This is a genomic window from Bacillus kwashiorkori, assembly GCF_001375515.1.
Lineage (GTDB): Bacteria > Bacillota > Bacilli > Bacillales > Caldibacillaceae > Bacillus_BK > Bacillus_BK kwashiorkori.
Window position 1 is genome coordinate 240,753 of the sequence record NZ_CTDX01000015.1, and the last position, 18,258, is coordinate 259,010.

At 36.7% G+C, this 18,258-nt stretch carries 12 protein-coding genes; 9 read left to right on the forward strand and 3 right to left on the reverse strand.

Going from position 1 to position 18,258, the window contains the following annotated elements:
• Positions 1-28: 28 nt before the first annotated feature.
• Both BN1242_RS07990 and glcD read right to left on the reverse strand, forming a co-directional pair.
• A complete protein-coding gene (locus BN1242_RS07990; RefSeq protein WP_062353976.1) occupies positions 29-1,345 on the reverse strand; it encodes a (Fe-S)-binding protein in 1,317 nt (438 codons plus the stop codon).
• 30 nt (positions 1,346-1,375) lie between these two features.
• A complete protein-coding gene (glcD, locus tag BN1242_RS07995) occupies positions 1,376-2,788 on the reverse strand; it encodes a glycolate oxidase subunit GlcD (RefSeq protein WP_062353979.1) in 1,413 nt (470 codons plus the stop codon).
• Between the two features lie 313 nt (positions 2,789-3,101).
• Between glcD and murQ the strand changes: the two genes are divergently transcribed.
• The 8 genes from murQ (at position 3,102) to BN1242_RS08035 (ending at position 12,376) form a co-directional block, all read left to right on the forward strand.
• On the forward strand, positions 3,102-4,013 hold the full coding sequence (gene murQ, locus BN1242_RS08000; protein ID WP_062353982.1) for an N-acetylmuramic acid 6-phosphate etherase: 912 nt from the start codon (positions 3,102-3,104) through the stop codon (positions 4,011-4,013).
• A 347-nt stretch (positions 4,014-4,360) separates the two neighbouring features.
• The gene (locus tag BN1242_RS08005; RefSeq protein WP_062353985.1) at positions 4,361-5,977 is read left to right on the forward strand and encodes an extracellular solute-binding protein; all 1,617 of its coding nucleotides are present in this window, start codon (positions 4,361-4,363) and stop codon (positions 5,975-5,977) included.
• Between the two features lie 129 nt (positions 5,978-6,106).
• A complete protein-coding gene (locus BN1242_RS08010) occupies positions 6,107-7,060 on the forward strand; it encodes an ABC transporter permease (protein ID WP_077216151.1) in 954 nt (317 codons plus the stop codon).
• Positions 7,061-7,073: 13 nt separating this feature from the next.
• Positions 7,074-7,970, forward strand: a complete 897-nt coding sequence (locus tag BN1242_RS08015; protein ID WP_062353988.1) for a carbohydrate ABC transporter permease — start codon at positions 7,074-7,076, stop codon at positions 7,968-7,970.
• A 73-nt stretch (positions 7,971-8,043) separates the two neighbouring features.
• A complete protein-coding gene (locus BN1242_RS08020; protein WP_062353991.1) occupies positions 8,044-8,667 on the forward strand; it encodes a YesL family protein in 624 nt (207 codons plus the stop codon).
• Between the two features lie 46 nt (positions 8,668-8,713).
• The gene (locus BN1242_RS08025) at positions 8,714-9,880 is read left to right on the forward strand and encodes an anhydro-N-acetylmuramic acid kinase (RefSeq protein ID WP_062353994.1); all 1,167 of its coding nucleotides are present in this window, start codon (positions 8,714-8,716) and stop codon (positions 9,878-9,880) included.
• Between the two features lie 119 nt (positions 9,881-9,999).
• Positions 10,000-11,220: an exo-beta-N-acetylmuramidase NamZ family protein gene (locus BN1242_RS08030; protein WP_238985113.1), complete on the forward strand. Its 1,221-nt coding sequence runs from the start codon at positions 10,000-10,002 to the stop codon at positions 11,218-11,220.
• 304 nt (positions 11,221-11,524) lie between these two features.
• Entirely contained in the window at positions 11,525-12,376 is an 852-nt protein-coding gene (locus BN1242_RS08035) for a MurR/RpiR family transcriptional regulator (RefSeq protein WP_077216152.1), read from the forward strand.
• A 159-nt stretch (positions 12,377-12,535) separates the two neighbouring features.
• Here the strand turns inward: BN1242_RS08035 and BN1242_RS08040 are convergent, their stop codons facing one another.
• Complete coding sequence (locus BN1242_RS08040; RefSeq protein WP_077216172.1) at positions 12,536-16,744, reverse strand: S8 family peptidase; 4,209 nt, start codon at positions 16,742-16,744, stop codon at positions 12,536-12,538.
• A 504-nt stretch (positions 16,745-17,248) separates the two neighbouring features.
• Between BN1242_RS08040 and manA the strand changes: the two genes are divergently transcribed.
• The gene (gene manA, locus BN1242_RS08045; protein ID WP_062354003.1) at positions 17,249-18,196 is read left to right on the forward strand and encodes a mannose-6-phosphate isomerase, class I; all 948 of its coding nucleotides are present in this window, start codon (positions 17,249-17,251) and stop codon (positions 18,194-18,196) included.
• Positions 18,197-18,258 lie beyond the last annotated feature (62 nt).

Here is an 18,258-nt window from a genome sequence, read left to right on the forward strand (position 1 = left end):
TTGTCCTTAGGAAACCGCTATGAAATTATTACACGACCGCCTCAGCCAATAAATCCACTATATGCACAACTCTAACTTGATCACTTAACTGTTCCTTATCTACTCCCAACTTCATTTGCATTAAACAGCCGGGGTTTGTTGTCACAATTGTATGGGGATTTGTTTGCTTTACCTTTTTCATTTTTCTTTCTAAAATGGAATTAGCCATTTCTGGTTGAAGAATATTATAAATGCCAGCAGAACCACAGCAGCTGTCAGCGTTAGGTAGTTCTATATATGTTGCCCCTTCTATTGCCATTAATAGCTCTCGTGGTTCACGCCAAACCCCCATAACATTTCGCAAATGACATGAGTCTTGATAAGTGACGATTTGCTCCTTCAATCGAAGTTTTTGTGTTTTATGAAATTGTAACGTTACTAAAACTTCCGTAACATCCTTTAGTTTAGCAACGAATTTTTTAGCACGTTCATACATTATCAGATTATCTTTAAACAAATTATCGTAATCTATTAAAAATCCGCCACAACCACCCGCATTAACGATAATATAATCAACATCAAACGCTTCAAATGTCTCAATATTTCGTATCGCCAACCGTTTCGATTTTTCTTTTTCACCACTATGGGCATGCAAGGCACCGCAACATCCTTGTTCTTCAGGAAGGACGACATCACAGCCAGCTAATTGCAAAAGTTGAATCGTTTTTTCGTTCGTTTCTAGAAACAGTGTATCCATTAAACAGCCTGTGAAAAATGCGACAGTAGCCTTTTTCTGACCAGTAGCTGCAAAGTGCCTTTCTCTCGATTTCATCCTTTTTTTTGCAGGTACTTTTGGTAAAATATTTTCCATTTCTGCCATTGTTTCTGGAAATAGCTTTAAAAATCCAATCTTCCGTAACGCTTTTTGTAATCCAGATTTTTGATAATAATGCGCTAGACTAGCAACCGTCTGCATTCGTTCTTGATTTGGAAAAAGACCATCTAATATTAGTTTACGAATGGCTTTTTCTTTAAAAGATTGTTGTTTATGTGTTTGAAAGATTTCTCGTGCGTCTTCAAGTAAATGCCCGTAATTGACTCCAGCAGGGCAAACTGGTTCACAAGCACGGCAACCAAGACAAACGTTTAAGGAATCTTCTACTTCGTCATACGCATCTATCATTCCGTCCGACACAGCCTTCATTAAAGCAATTCGTCCTCGGGGAGAATATAGTTCCATTCCAGTTTCAATATATGTTGGACAGGAAGGCAAACAAAAACCACATCGCATACAATTTAATAATTCATCCTCACTTAATTTTTCTTTAAAATCCGCTTGAATTGCTGAAGTTATCTCGATAGCCACTTTTGTCACCGCTTTCTTTTAAATGAAAGATTAACGGGAAACGACGAGCCGTTTTCTCGTGTTTTTTGCAAATATTTTTCCTGGGTTTAATATATTGTGTGGGTCAAAGGCTTGCTTAATGGACCGCATTATAGCAACACCTTCAGCCCCTAATTGCCACTCTAAATAAGGGGCTTTCATTTGTCCTACTCCATGTTCACCAGTGATTGTCCCACCTAATTGAATTGCTGCCTCGAATATTTCGGCAAATGCCCGTTCTACTCGTTCCATTTCCTCTTGATTTCGAATATCGGTCGTACAAGTTGGATGCAAATTCCCATCACCTGCATGGCCAAAAGTGCAAATTGTTACATCGTACTTTTTCGCTATTTCATTAATTGCTTTAACCATATTGGCCACTTCAGAACGGGGTACTGTTGCATCTTCTAAAATGGTTGTTGGACGTAATCTGGCAAGTGCCGATAATGCCGCCCGTCTAGCGGAACTCAAATTTTCTGCTTCTTCTACTGATTTTGCCTTTTGGACTGATACCGCCCCTTCTAATAGACAAATTTCCTCAATTGATTGCATATCTTTGTCGACTTGGCTTTCTTCGCCATCCTGTTCGATGAATAAAACGGCTTCCACATTGGTTGGCAAGCCAATTTTCGCAAAGTCCTCGACTGCTTTTAATGTTGGCTGATCAATAAATTCCAACGTAGCAGGAATAATCTTTTTGGCAATAATTTTCGAAACGGAGCGGGCAGCTGCATCGATATTTTGATATAAAGCAAGTAATGTTTTCTTCGTTTTCGGTTTGGGAATTAATTTTAATGTTGCTTCTGTTACAACCGCTAAAGTTCCTTCAGAGCCTACAATTAATTTAGTCAAATCATACCCCGCAACATCCTTCGCTAGTTTGCCTCCAGTGTGAAGAATATCCCCATTAGCGAGCACTATTTCTAATCCAATCACATAATCTTTCGTCACTCCATATTTTAAGCCCCTTAAGCCTCCAGAATTTTCGTTTATATTACCACCAATCGTTGATATTTTCATAGAGCTAGGATCAGGAGGATAAAATAACCCTTTTTCTTCGACAAATTGAATTAGCTGTCCTGTAATAACACCCGGCTGAACAGTAATTGTTAAATTTTCTTCGTCTAATTGTACTATTTGATTCATATGCTTAAAAAGTAGTACGATTCCTCCGTTCGTTGGACAAGTGCCGCCAGAAAGGTTTGTACCAGAACCACGGGGCACAATAGGAATGCGATTCTCATTACATAATTTTAAAATTTCCGAAACTTCCTTAGTATTTCTTGGTGAAATGACACAGTCTGGCATTGCTTGAAATTGAGGTGTTGCATCATAGGAGTATACTAATCTAACAGCTTGTGAATCTTCGACATTTTCTTTCCCGACAATCGTGATTAGTTTTTGTTTAATCTCGTTACTCAGCATCAGTCATCACATCCAAATGAAAAAAATTATGTGTTTCACTCTAATAATAATTACTCTGAAATAAAATTTCAAATAATAAACAACTTTACGGAGATCTTTTTAAATGAATGTATAAAATAAAATTTCATTTTGTAAATAAACAGATTGAAATATAGTTATTAATATTTTATACTACTTATAGAGAAACATGTTTGAAATTCCTTTTATAATAAAATATTGAATTCCCGCTAATGTAATGAATGAAAAAATTTAATAATCATAAATATGGGGAAGGTTAAAAATAAATAGAGAAAAAGAAAGTTAGGTGACGGAGATGGAAGTGAATCTTTCCAAACTAACAACCGAAAAAATGAATCCGCAGTACGAAAATCTTGATCAAATGACAACACTTGAATTAGTGAAAAATATGAATCAAGAAGATTACTCTGTTCCAGCTGCAGTGAATAAAGTTTTACCAGAAATCGCAAATGCTATTGAAATTGCTTATAACAACTTAAAAAATGGGGGAAGACTAATTTATATCGGTGCAGGGACAAGTGGTCGGTTAGGTGTATTAGATGCTGCTGAATGTCCGCCAACTTTTTTTACTGACCCAGAGTTAGTGCAAGGTATTATGGCTGGTGGGGAGCGTGCGATGTTTAGAGCGATTGAAGGTGCTGAGGATGATTATGAGGGTGGTAAAGTAGATCTGCAGCAAAGAAACCTTCAAGCAAATGATGTGGTTGTCGGAATTACTGCAAGTGGCAGAACACCATATGTCATGGGGGCTTTAGACTTTGCAAAATGTATGGGGGCAAAGACGATTTCCATTTCGTGCAACAAAGATTCTGAAATAAGCAAACTAGCTGATCAAAGCATTGAAGTTGTGGTAGGTCCTGAAATATTAACAGGCTCAACCCGATTAAAGGCTGCCACTGCACAAAAGATGGTATTAAATATGATTTCTACCGGCGTCATGGTAAAACTCGGTAAAGTTTATAAAAATTTAATGGTTGATTTACATCCGAGCAATAGCAAGCTAATGGAACGGGCGAAGCGGATTGTTATGGAAATTACCGGTTGTTCGTATGATATTGCTACCGAAACATTAAAAATTACGGAACAAAAAGTAAAACTAGCAATTGTCATGATAATGGCGAATGTCTCTCACGAAAAGGCACAGTTATTAGTAAAAAAAGCAAACGGTAATGTTCGAAAAGCAATTAATATCGATTTGACTGAATGATAAACGGATTATAGAAAAAAATAATCATAAAAAAGGAACATGTTTCGAATGATGGTGCAAAAATGGCTGTAGTATAGGTAAAATTTTTTTACAAATTAAACAATAAATTGTTAATTTTTTATTTTATCTAAATGGAAATTGTTATATAATTTAATTGTATAAAATAAACAAACGTATTTATATTCCCTAAAAAAATATTTTAGGTTGAATATATTATAAAATGTAATCCTTTTCATATTTTCCTATCGAAAAAGAGTATTCCCAAAAGGGAGGTGACTATACACAAAATTAGAAAGAAAACAATATGAACTGTTACGGTTAAGTATTCAAAATGAGGAGGGTTAAACATGAAACCACAAAAAATAATTTTAGCACTAGTCCTTTCATTTACATTATTGTTAACTGCATGTGGAGGAAACGATGCTTCAAAGGAAAATGAAGGAAAAGTCGATAAGAAAGCATTAGAAAATTTAAATGAGGAAGCTTTCCCAATAGTAAAAGAACCGATAACATTGAAATTTTTCACAGGTAAATCTGCCCAAAATATTAACTCTGACTGGAATGATATTTTAATTTGGAATAAGTATAAAGAAATGACAAATGTGAATGTGGAATGGGAACAAGTCCAAACTGATTCATTAGCTGAAAAACGAAATCTTGCCCTAGCAGGTGGCAGCCTTCCAGATGTATTCTTCTTAGCTGCCTTCCCACCTCTAGATATATATAAATACGGAAAACAAGGTACGTTTATCAAATTAAATGATTTAATTGATAAATATGCACCGAACTTGAAAAAGTTAATGGATGAAAATCCAGAAATAAGAAAAGCGGTAACATTCCCAGATGGAAATATTTATTCTTTGCCATCGATTGTATCACCAGATTTCTTATCAGTACGGTTAGCGTCTAGACCGTGGATTGATCAAACATGGCTTGATAGATTAAATATGAAAGCACCTGAAACGACAGAAGAATTTTATCAGTTTTTAAAAGCGGTAAAAGAAAAAGGTGGAAAAGATGTCGTTCCATACGGTGGGACAAGCATTGGAGAATTTACAGGTTGGATTCAAGGTGCCTTTGGTGTAGCTAACCGTGGTGTGCGTAATGCGAATATCGATGTCGATCCAGAAAACCCAGAAAAGATTAGGTTTTATACAATTTCTGACGATTACAAAGAAATGCTTGAATACACTCATAAACTATATAGTGAAGGTTTAATTGAGCAAAACATCTTCTCGATTGACTGGGGACAATATCTTGCAAATGCTTCCCAAGGAAAATATGCAAGTACCGTATTTTATGATCCTGTTCAATTATTCGGTAAAGATATTGGTGAGAAATATGATAGCCTATCTGCATTAAAAGGTCCGAAAGGGTATCAAGAATTTTCTAAAGTATCACCTGCTGTAAGTAGTATTGGTAACTTTATCATTACGAAAAATAACCCTAATCCAGCAGCAACTGTAAGATGGATGGATTACTTCTTTAGTGATGAAGGTGCAAGACTTTACTACATGGGTATAGAAGGTGACACTTACGAAAAGACAGAAGATGGAAAATACGTTTATACAGATAAAATTATGAATAGTAAAGAAGGCTTAACGATGGAGCAAGAAATTGCGAAATATTTAACATGGTTAGGCGGTATTCAAGGAATTATTAAAGAAGAGTACTTCCAAGGTTCAGAAAGTGCACCAGCATCACTAGAAGCTGCGAAAAAAATAGAACCATTTGTTTCAGAGGAAATTTGGCCTGGATTCACTTATACGGAAGAAGAAAATAAGTTTCTTTCTTCTACAGGTGCAGATATTTCGAAATATGTATCAGAAATGACAGCGAAATTTATTTCTGGTGAAACATCCTTTTCCGAATGGGATAAATATGTAAGTACAGTAGAAAAAATGGGCTTAGATGAATATGTAAAAATTCAACAAGCCGCATATGATCGCTATCGTAAAAATTAAAATGCCGGGGGAGAGTCTTTCTCCCCTATATAATTATACTATCGTCTTAACAAATTTATTCCCTTTTTAACTTTACTTAAAAAGGGAAATTATCCCCAATAATATACTCTCTCGATTGGAGGTTATTCCATGAGTGATAATAATCATGCAATACGAATAGACATTGCGAAACCGAAAAAATTCCATCATACAAAAAAACGTTTTATTAAGCATTGGCAATTATACGTATTTTTAATCCCTGCTTTATCCTATTTTATTATCTTCCATTATATTCCGATGTACGGGGTACAAATTGCCTTTAAAGAATTTTATGCGAACTTAGGTATTTGGGGAAGCCCGTGGGTAGGTTTGGAACATTTCGAGCGGTTTTTTAATTCCTATTACTTTTGGAGATTATTAAAAAACACCTTAATATTAAGTGCTTATAATTTAGCTTTATTCCCATTGCCAATCATTTTTGCTCTTTCACTAAACGAATTAAAAAATGGCGCCTTTAAAAAATGGACGCAAACATTAACCTATGCGCCTCATTTTATCTCTGTAGTTGTTGTCGTTGGTATGTTAGTAGCATTTTTAGATCCAATTACTGGTTTAGTCAATCATGTCATCTCTGCTTTAGGTGGGGAAACGATTAACTTCTTAACAAGTCCTAATTGGTTTCGACACATTTACGTTTGGTCTGGGCAATGGCAATCATTAGGTTGGGGGACGATTATTTATTTAGCTGCCTTAGCTGGTGTTAATCCGGAGTTGCATGAAGCGGCGAAAGTAGACGGGGCTAGCCGGTTTCAAAGAATTATTCACGTTAATTTACCGGCAATATTTCCAACAATCGTTGTTTTATTTATTTTAAACATTGGTAGCTTTATGTCTGTTGGTTTTGAAAAAGTACTACTACTACAAAATGATTTAAACTCGGAAACATCTGATATTATCCAAACTTTTGTTTATGAAACAGGTATTTTAGAAGGGCAATATAGTTTTGCAGCTGCCGTTGGTCTATTTGATTCAATCATAAATATTACATTACTTATTACTGCGAATTATATTGCAAGAAAAGTAACGGATAATAGTTTGTGGTAAGGGGGGAGTTCAATTGGCAAAAAAAACTGTTTCTGATAAATCTTTTGACATAGCAAATAAAATACTTGTAACGATCGTAACCATTATCATTGTGTATCCATTAATCTTCGTCATTAGTGCGTCCATTAGTGACCCTGACGCAGTGAACACAGGACAAATGTGGTTATGGCCTGTTGATGTATCATTAGATGGTTTTAGGCGAGTTTTTCAAAATGATGCGATTTGGATTGGTTATAAAAATACAATTATTTATACATTAGTTGGAACACTGTTGCATCTTGTTGTACTTTTACCTTGTGCTTATGCACTATCGAGAAAAGAATTGCTAGCAAGGAAATTTTTTCTATGGATTATTCTTTTTACGATGATGTTTAGCGGTGGCTTAATTCCGACTTATTTAGTAGTAAAATCATTAAATATGTTAGATACGATGTGGGCAATTGTCATTCCTGGAGTTGTTGGTGCTTGGTCAATTCTAGTAGCGCGCTCCTTTTTTGAACAAAATATACCCGACCAATTAGTAGAAGCAGCAGAAATAGACGGAGCATCGGATTTCTATATTTTTTGGAAAATTGTTTTACCGCTATCGATGCCAATTATCGCAGTTATGGCATTGTTCCAAGCAGTCGGTTTATGGAATCAATATTTTAATGCATTAATTTATTTATCGGATCAAAACAAATACCCACTACAACTGATATTAAGACAGATTCTCGTTTTAAATGAAACTGGGATAGAAGGCTTTGGAGGCGGAGCAGCGACAGCCCAATCTTTCGTTGATCAAATTAAAACTGCTTCATTGATTAAATATGCAGTTATTATTGTTTCTGCCTTACCATTATTAATCGTCTATCCATTTTTACAACGGTTCTTTGTTAAAGGTGTGTTAATCGGTTCGGTAAAAGAGTAATTCTTGCTTTAAAAATAGACAATTTAGTAATACTGATATAGCAAGAAGAAACACGCCGTTGGGAGTGTGAATAATGAAAGGGTTTATTAATGGGTATTATCAATTTTCTGTGTGGCTGTTACGGTTCGCTTATTTGAACTTTTTATGGGTAGCGTTTACTTTACTAGGTTTGATTTTGTTTGGAATTTTTCCAGCAACGGCTGCAATGTTTGCGGTCGTTAGAAAATGGGTCTTAAAACACGATGACATTAATATTTTTCAAGTTTTTTGGCAGACGTATAAAAAAGAGTTTATTCAGATTAACTTAATCGGTTTTGTATTAGCAATTATCGGCTATCTACTATCGATCCAGTTTATGATTTTACGTGGACAAGCAAGTCTCCAATACGTATTGGCAAGTTATAGTATCATTGCGCTTTTTATTTTGTATCTCATCATTTTAATGTATTTTTTTCCAATTTATGTCCACTTTGCGTTAAAGAATACAGATTATATTAAATGGCCATTTGTTATCGGGATTGTTCACCCGATTTTAACGATATTTTTATTTATTGTATTAGGTTTGTTAAATTCTGTAACGTACATGTATATTCCAGGACTTTTATTCTTTTTTGGCGGAAGTGGGAATGCCTATATATTAATGTGGGGTGCCCAGAAAACTTTTGTGAATTATGAAAGCAAATTTGCTTATGAATAAATAAGTAAAATTTCCTAAGTTGTATGTTACTTGGAGGAAAAATGAAATGGAAAAACGCGAATGGAAAGTAATCGGACTTATGTCAGGTACTTCTTTGGACGGTGTCGATGTAGCAATTGTTTCCATTAATGAAGAAAGAGAAAATATAGTGGAGCTAATAGATTTTTTCTCTTATCCATATTCCACGGATATTCGAAATAGGTTAATGGAAATAAGTGATCCAAATGTATCGATGACAAGAGACTTGTCCGTTATGAATATGTTACTTGGTGAAATATTTGCAGAAGCAGTAATAGACGCAACGAAAGCAGCAAGAATACCGTTAAAGGAAATTGACTTAATTAGTTCCCATGGGCAAACCGTTTTCCATCAGCCAGAAGAAATATACATTGGCAAGCGTCCTATTAAATCTACGTTACAAATAGGTGATATTGCCGTTATCGCTGAAAGAACTGGGGTTCCAGTTGTAGGTGATTTTCGAACCCGTGATATGGCTGCGGGTGGACAAGGTGCTCCACTAGTGCCATATGCAGATTACTTTTTGTTACGAGATGAAGAGATAGGTCGGGTTGCTGTCAATATTGGAGGAATTGCTAATATTACCGTACTAGCTCCTAATTGTCATGAGGCTCAAGTAATTGCGTATGATACTGGTCCAGGTAATATGCTAATGGACTTGTTTGCCAATTGGATAACAAACGGTCATTCAACTTATGATAAAGACGGTCAATTAGCTTCCCAAGGAAACTTGAACAAAGATTGGTTCCTATCTCTCCTAAATCATCGCTATTTTGCAAAAAAATACCCGAAAAGTACCGGTCGAGAAGAATTCGGGAAAGAACTTGCTAAACAGTGGTGGGAGGAAGCGGAAGAACGAGGAATCGCTTTTTATGATCGGATTTGCACTATTACTCATTTAACGGCAATTACGATAGCGAATGAAATAAATAGATTTATACAGTCCCATGATATTAAAGAAGTTTTGATTAGTGGAGGGGGTGTAAGAAACCTCTATTTACTAAAAACTATTCAAAACTATTTGCCCAATTTTGTAAAAGTACATTCCACTGATGAAGCAGGTTTAAATAGTGATGCGAAGGAAGCAATCATATTTGCATTACTAGGCTATCAATGCATGAATCGAAAGACAAATAATTTGCCAGTTACTACAGGCGCTAAAAATCCAGTTGTGATGGGGAAGATTGCTTGGTAATGAGGGGAATAATTGTGGTTGTATGCGAGTAGATTGATAGGTTTTGGAACAATCAAGGTCGCAGACGGCAGTGCTAATTATCGTTTGCTTACTAATTTGTAGTGAAAAAAGGTAACCCCTTGAAAATTGTATTTGGGTTAAACGTTGTCAGACAAAAATTTTATCAAATGATGGATGAAAGTAGGGATATTATGAAACTTGGTTTTGATATTTTTTTAGAAAAATATATAGAAAAGTACAAAGGAAAAAGAATAGGGTTAATCACTAATTTAACTGGTGTCAATCAGAAACTTGTTCCTATCATTGATATTTTTTATGAACATCCAGAAATTCATTTAACTGCCCTCTATGCACCAGAACATGGTATTCGCGGCGATGCAAAAGAAGGAGAAAAAGTTGGTTTTTCCGTCGATGAACGTACAGGATTACCAGTATATAGTTTGTATGGTGAAACGAGGAAACCGACGGCAGAAATGTTAGAGCCTGTCGATGTGCTAGTGTTTGATTTACAAGATATCGGTGCTCGCTACTATACCTTTATTTATACGATGGCATATGTTATGGAAGCTTGCAAAGAACACCAGAAAGAGTTTGTCGTGTTGGACAGGCCGAATCCTGTATCTGGTGAGAAAAAGGAAGGAAACTTATTAGATGATGGCATTCGCTCATTTGTCGGTCTGTATCCAATCCCCAATCGCCATGGACTAACAGTAGGGGAACTTGCACATATTTATAAACATGAATTTCACATCAATTGTGAGTTAACAGTGGTACAAATGGAAGGTTGGTCGCGCTCGATGTATTATGATGAAACAAGTTTATTTTGGGTTCCGCCATCTCCTAATACAACGGGAATGGACATGTGCATTTTATATCCAGGTACTTGTCTTGTCGAAGGAACGAATTTATCAGAGGGGCGTGGTACGACAAGACCGTTTGAATATATTGGTGCTCCTTATGTTGATGGATTTACGTTAGCAAAAAGATTTAATGAAAATCGGTTAGCGGGTGTCATTGCTCGACCGATATCCTTCCAACCAACTTACCAAAAACACAATGGGGTTCGCTGTGAAGGTGTTCAGCTTCATGTTTCCGACCGAGAAAAAATTGAACCAGTAAAAGTAGGGGTTACACTGTTAGCCAATATTGCAGAACTTTATCCAGATGATTTTGAATTTATCTCGACTGACCAAAAACGTTATTTCTTTGATTTACTCGCAGGAACGAAACAATTACGGGAAGACATACTAACTGGTAATTTAGATGGCTATTTCCAAAAATGTGCCACCGATATTGCTAAGTTTGAAAAGTTTTGTAGTCCTTATTATTTGTATAAATAGCTATTGTTACCAATCAACTTGACATGTAAGTATTCTCGTTATAAGAGAAATTTATCAAAAAGCGCTTGCTGAATTATTTGCTACGGCCAGTTTCCTGAAGATACTTGAAAAAATGTTTGATAAGAACATTTATTAACCATTTTTTATAAAATTTGAGTCAAACATTCATTGATAAAATAAAAAGTAGGAATTATAGTTAGGATAGGAGCTTATATTTGGAATCTAATGGATTCTTAAGTAACGGTTTTATAAGCTATATAAAGAAAGGATGGGATCTATGGCGTTCCATACAGGAGGATTAGTAATGTTACAAGAGATGGCATCACAACTTCCTCCTTCAGAAGCAAAAATTGCAAAATACATCCTTGAGCATCCGGAAGAATCAATTTCTTTAACGGCAAACGAACTGGGAAAAAATAGTTCCACGAGTGGAGCAGCTGTTATTCGGCTATGTAAGTCTTTAGGGCTATCGGGATTACAAGAATTGAAAATGCGAATTACTGGTGATTTACTGAAAAGGAATAGTGAAGAATTTCGTGATATTGAACCGAATGAGACAAAACACTCGATAATTGAAAAAATGACGACGAATAGTATAAGAACTATTCGTGAAACAGCGGAATTAATCCGTTTAGAAGAACTGTCAAAAGCAACGGATGCATTAATTAACGCGAGGACGATTCACTTTTTTGGTGTCGGTGGTTCGAGTATTGTAGCTAGTGATGCACAGCAAAAGTTTTTAAGAATAAGTAAAAATGCGAGTGCTTTCTCGGATATTCATATGGCTGCCACATTAGTAGCAAATGCCCAAAAGGATGATGTTGTCGTTGGCATTTCTTTTTCTGGCGAAACAGTAGAAGTGGCAAAAATTATCGAACTAGCTAACCAACGTGGCGTGACAACGATCAGTATTACGAAGTATGGCAATTCTTTAGTTTCCAATTTAGCCCAAATTGCACTTTTTACATCTGCCACAAGAGAAGCAACATTTCGAAGCGGTGCAACATCCTCACGTATTGCCCAGTTACATGTGATTGATATTTTATTTATGTGCGTTGCCTCCAGTCTTTATGAGGAATCTATCGAACATTTAGATCAAACTAGAGAGGCTATAAATTATTTAAGAGATGGAATGACCGGGAGCAAAAGGAAATAATGCAATTCTTTAACCACTGATAAGGCTTATCTTGTTAGTGGTTTTTTATTTTGGTGCAGTAAATAATCAGTTGAATGACAAGTAACTATAGCTATAGCTTATAAAGTTAATATAAAACATGCCTAACTATTTTTGTATAGTTAGGCATGTTTTTTAGTATTAGTTTTTCCCTAAGCCAATCCCTTTGGATGTACTAGTGCCGTTTGCATTAATATACAGTTTACCAGTAGCGGTAGCTCTCGTTTCATTTTTGTGAGAGTCAACTACTTTTACTTCAATTTCAGCACCTTGGGCAACTACGTTAGAGGTTGCTGTATAGTATCCAACATATTTACCTGGAGAGACCTCCATCATCGGCAATTCTGTTACATTGGCAAGTTTAGTACTAGCTAAGTTTGTTAACGGCATTTTAATACTGAAAGTTGCGCGTAAGCCTGGTTCACTTTCAAACTCAATTTTCACGGACTGACCAGCATTCAAATGTTTATCTGTATCAGGTTTTAAATTCACGATTTCAGGAGCGGTGAAATCTACATCAATGGTAGTAGTCTTCACTGTTTCATTACCTGCTTTATCTAGTGCAACTACTTCGATCTCATTCAATCCTTCATCGAGTAAAATTCGTGTAGAGTATGAACCATTTGTTACAGTAGCTTTTTTTCCATTAACTGTTACAGACTCTAGATTAGCATCCGTTACTTTTCCGTTTACCGTTACAACTTCTTTATTATGCTTACTACCATTTTTCGGTGAATCAATGGTTAACGTTGGACTTGTTTGATCTAGTACGACTTTCACAGCGTTTGATTCATCTGTCATACCTAAATCAGTACCTGCTTTTGCTGTTAAGATGTTTTCACCCTCCGTTAAGGAAACTTCAGCAGTGAATGTTTTATCTTCATTAGACTCCACAATTGCTATTTCTTCCCCATTGTTAAAAATATGGACATTAACACCTGGTGCTGTTGTTCCTGTTACTGTAACAGTATCATTATTTGTAAATGAACCGTCTGCTGGAGAGGTGATAACTGGTTCTTTCACTTCATAGTTGACGGTAGCGCGAATCATGTAGTTTCCTTCATCGGTAGGTGCTTGTGACCAGGCGCCACCAACTAATTGCCAACTTCTTCCTGCATTTGGTCCATCTTCGTCGGTTGCTAAACCAGGAGCATATGGGTTAGGTTGTGATTGAATATAGACCATGTAGAAGTCACCTTCTACCATAATCCCTTCACCGCTTAAGTCAACATTTGTCCATGTACCATCTCTTTTTGCAGTTGCGTTAAATGGTCCAGCAAGTAATTTTCCAGGTGCTCCATCTATACCAGAAGCGTCATAAACCGCTACTTGGAATTCTGTTCCACCAGGGACTGGCCATTCTGTATCCCAGAAGCGGAAGATGCCACCAGTTACCATGGCAGTGTCTTGACCTTCAGCTAGTGACATTTTTACTGCCCAACCGTTTCCAGCATCGTAAAATGCTCTAGCATTTTCTGCAGTACCGTCATCATAGCCAATTTCTCCAGGAAACCCGATAAACGGTTTTAATTCAAAGTTTTGTTCTATATTCCCTTGTAAATCAACAGTGACTTCTTGCCCATTAAATAGCGGGGCAACAACTTTTAATGTATAGGTTCCTTCGTACCCAGTTATGGAGTACTCTCCATTTGCATCCGTTTGTACCGGCTGAATATTTGCATCTTCTACCAAATACACCGTTGCACCTTCAATTGGGTTACCAGTAGCTTTGTTCGTAACCGTTCCAGAAATTGTTCCTTTTGGCAGTTCTTCTAACGTGAAATTCGCAGTAGCTTCTCCATCAACGGGAATGTTCACTGTTTGCGTTTGGGAACGGAAACCATAACTTTCGGCAACAACTGTAAAGTCACCAGCACTATGAGTCATGGAATAGCTTCCGTCAGCAGGATTTGTTGTAACAGAGCGTCCAGATTCTAATACACTAACGACTGCATGTAACGGTAATAAAGTTAATGCATCTTTTTGAATTGACTGTTCCTTACTTATGGAAACAGCATGGCTTTTTGTTTTCTGCAATCCTAAAGCGTTTTTCGATTTGGCGAGCGATGTCGCGGATAAGGCTACGTCATCAATATACCAGCCATCCCTTACGACACTACTGTCAGAATAAGCATAAAATGCAATATAAACTCGTTGACCACTATACTCGGATAAATCAACTTCTGTTGTAATCCATTCATTTGAAACTCCTACTACTTTTAGTAAAGAAGTCCAATTAGTTTTATCAGTGGATACATATACATGGCCATAATCCCAAGCAGTTCCTGAAGATGACTGTTCAAAGTTATGCCATTGTTTAAATTGTAAAAAGGTATTTCCTTCTGGCAAATCGATTGGCGGCATTTCTAAATAAGCAGCCATTCGAGAATCATACGTTCCAGATAAGTTTGTTGCATAAACCTTTTCTCCGGATGCAGCGTTATTAGGACCAGAAGTTGGTGCGCCCCAATCCCAAGAGTTGTTATCACCATAGGAAGTCCATCCTGAAGGGAAAGCTTCAAAATCTTGGAAATAACCGACTGAAATACCAGCATTTATTTGTACTACATACTCTTCACTTACCGTTTCATTATTAGCAAAGTCTCTAATAATCCACTTATATGTGAGGGTGCCGACTTCGATATCGTCACCAGAAATAACGACTTCATATTGTCCTTGTTGATGGTTTCCGGATTTACGTTTTGCTTCTTCTGTCACCCAGTTACCATCATTATTTTTATATTGTAATTGAACAGCTGTAATACTAATATTGTCCCTAACGTCTACTGTTAGTGGAAGTTCCAATCCGGCAAAGGCTTCCGAAGGCCCAACGTGTTCAAACGTAGGTGCTTCTGAATCATCTCCTTCAATTGTCACTTGACCTTTAATTTTCCCTAAGCCATCTAATATGGAGCTGACAGCATCGAATGCATTTACTAGCCCGTGGCCGTAGCCGTTATTTGGTGATTCCGGATATTGGGAATCTGTTAACGGAGTAGCTGTGTTTAGTAAAATTTGTTCCATATCATCGACTGATAAATCAGGGTTTACTTGTCGTAAAAGAGCAGCAACACCGGAAACTGCTGGGCCTGACATCGATGTGCCATTCCAGCCACCTTCATAACTGCCACCTGGAACAGATGAACGAATATTAACACCTGGAGCTGAAATATCTGGTTTAATTTCACCGTATGGTGATGGTCCTCTTAACGAGAAACTGGCAACCCGATTATTTATATCGGTAGCACCTGTTGCAAAAGATTCCGGATAGTTTGCAGGTACTGCAATAGAACCAGGTCCGCCTGGGTTAAAGAGGTCGGTATTTCCGGCTGAAAACTCCGGAAAAATATTTGCGGCTCTCCAGTTTCTAACGGCATCACGATACCACTCATCTAAGCCAGGTCCGCCACCCCAAGAGTTGTTGACAACATCTGGAGCTAAATCTACCCGTCCACCAGGGGCTAGAATCCACTCGGCACCATCTAATAAAATTGCATCCGTAGTACTGCCAGACGCATTAAATACTTTTACGGCAATCCATTTTGCTCCAGGAGCAACACCAATTTGGTTTGATCCATCTGGTTCACTGCCGACCATTGTTCCTGTTACATGGGTTCCGTGTCCATGGTCATCACTCGGCACTTGCTGTGATGGATTCGTAGCATCATAGAAGCTGTATTGGTGATCTACTTCTTGCGTCACTGGGTTATAACCACGGTATTTTTCTTTTAAGGCTGGGTGATCCCATTGGACACCTGTGTCAAGGCTTGCTACAACTGTGCCCGTTCCATCAATTCCCATCGCCCATGCTTGTGGTGCATTAACACGTTCAACGTTCCACTCAATATTTTGTAGTGTGGAATTGGGTGTATTTTCCTTCGTTTTTGTTACTGCATGCAATTGACGTGTTTCATTTGGAAGAACCTTTTCTACTTCCGCAAAAGAGGCCACTTTTTCTGCAACTTCTTTTGTTCCTGTAATTGCTAATGCATTAACAATATAATAAGAGTGAAAATCTTTTACATTCCCTTTTTGTTGTTCCTTTTCCAAAAATTCAATTAATTCAGCTTGTGTTTCTTGAGCAGTTGCTTTTAATTCCGTCACAATGGCAGATCTTTTCGCAAGTTTTGTTTGGTATGCAGATAATTTTTGTTTATTTGCATTCTTTTCTGTTTCCTTCGCCACTTGCATTGTATTTACTTGGTCTTTTAATTTAACTAGGAATGTAACTTGATCATCTTTTTTAAATTCATTTGTAAGTTTGCTAGAAATTTTCGCTTTCGCTGATTTTGCTGAGACGTTCACACCTTTTGTTGCTGCATTTGTTGTTCCGACTGGTGGAATAAGCATGGAAATAATCAATAAACCAGTTAGAAAGATGGATAATATTCTTTTACTTCTTTTTCGCAAATTTCTCCCTCCCGAATGTTTAAAAGTTAAATATGAAACTAGTCCTCCTTCCCATAAAATTTTATGTAGTTCGTGGTGCTCTTTTAAGATATCAGAACATTCAAATGCCTGTCTGTCGGAAATTGTCGTGAATTTGTCCGATTTTTCAAAAATGATAGTAAAGTATGACTTTACTTTTTGCAACTTTTATCACATTCCGTACTTTCATACTATATTTCAAGGAAATTTGTCGGACTTTTAAAGAAATACTTTTTATTTAGGAAAACGAAATATAAAAATCGTTCTTTTGGTCTAAATGCATTAATTTTTTTGAAATGACTTACAGTAGCTAGAAATACATATTTTTCTTAAATAAATAAACCAATCCTAATATTATTCCATTAGAAAAAATCTTGCCTTTCCTATATATTTACAGTAGGATAAGGTTGGACTGGAGGGTTTAGGATGAAAGAACCAATTTTTTTAAAACCAATTTTTCAAGAACGAATTTGGGGGGGAACCGCTTTAAGAGAGCAGTTTCATTATGAAATCCCTTCTGATAAAACAGGCGAATGCTGGGCAATCTCCGCTCATCCAAATGGACAAAGTGTTGTATTGAACGGGGAATTGGCAGGAAAGACATTAGGTGAAGTTTGGAAGACAAATCAAGAACTTTTCGGTAATAATGAAAGCGATGTATTTCCACTGTTAACGAAAATATTAGATGCGAATGCAGACCTTTCTGTTCAAGTTCATCCGAATGATGACTATGCGAGTAAAAACGAAAATGGCGAACTAGGAAAGACAGAATGTTGGTATATAATTGATTGTAAAGAAGATGCCGAGTTAGTTTTTGGTCATACCGCCCAAACGAAGATGGAATTAAGACAGCAAATTAAAGAAGGCAATTGGAACGAACTATTGCGTCGTGTTAAAATAAAACCTGGTGACTTTTTTTTCGTTCCGAGTGGGACCATTCACGCATTATGTGAAGGGACATTAGTTTTAGAAACGCAGCAAAGTTCCGATACAACATACAGAGTGTATGATTATGACCGGGTAGACAGCAGTGGTAATAAAAGGGAATTACATATTGAAAAGTCCATTGACGTCACGGTCGTTCCCCATAAAGATCCGCAGTTAAATATTATAGTAGAACATCGTGAAAATGCAGAAATTACGACATATGTGGAATCTGACTATTTTTCCGTTTATAAATGGAATATAAATGGAGAAACTGTGTTTAACGATACGAAACGATTTCTTTTAGCAAGTGTAATCGAGGGAGAAGGAACATTTGTTGTTGATGGAAAAAGCTTTCCTTTGAATAAAGGGGATCATTTTATTGTTCCTGCCACTGTGGAGGAATACTCTATCAAAGGGGAATTAGAACTCATTGTTTCCCAGCCATAGTAGGTTTGATAGATTTGGTATGTGGTAATCCATTTCAATAAGATTTTGGTTATGAGGATCTT

Bases quoted from the DNA above. Each gene is read 5' to 3' on its own strand.
- BN1242_RS08005 (WP_062353985.1), top strand. From the start codon at position 4,361: ATGAAACCACAAAAAATAATTTTAGCACTAGTCCTTTCATTTACATTA.
- BN1242_RS08025 (WP_062353994.1), top strand. From the start codon at position 8,714: ATGGAAAAACGCGAATGGAAAGTAATCGGACTTATGTCAGGTACTTCT.
- BN1242_RS08040 (WP_077216172.1), bottom strand. From the start codon at position 16,744: ATGCTTATTCCACCAGTCGGAACAACAAATGCAGCAACAAAAGGTGTG.
- manA (WP_062354003.1), top strand. From the start codon at position 17,249: ATGAAAGAACCAATTTTTTTAAAACCAATTTTTCAAGAACGAATTTGG.
- BN1242_RS08020 (WP_062353991.1), top strand. From the start codon at position 8,044: ATGAAAGGGTTTATTAATGGGTATTATCAATTTTCTGTGTGGCTGTTA.
- BN1242_RS08035 (WP_077216152.1), top strand. From the start codon at position 11,525: ATGTTACAAGAGATGGCATCACAACTTCCTCCTTCAGAAGCAAAAATT.
- BN1242_RS08010 (WP_077216151.1), top strand. From the start codon at position 6,107: ATGAGTGATAATAATCATGCAATACGAATAGACATTGCGAAACCGAAA.
- murQ (WP_062353982.1), top strand. From the start codon at position 3,102: ATGGAAGTGAATCTTTCCAAACTAACAACCGAAAAAATGAATCCGCAG.
- glcD (WP_062353979.1), bottom strand. From the start codon at position 2,788: ATGCTGAGTAACGAGATTAAACAAAAACTAATCACGATTGTCGGGAAA.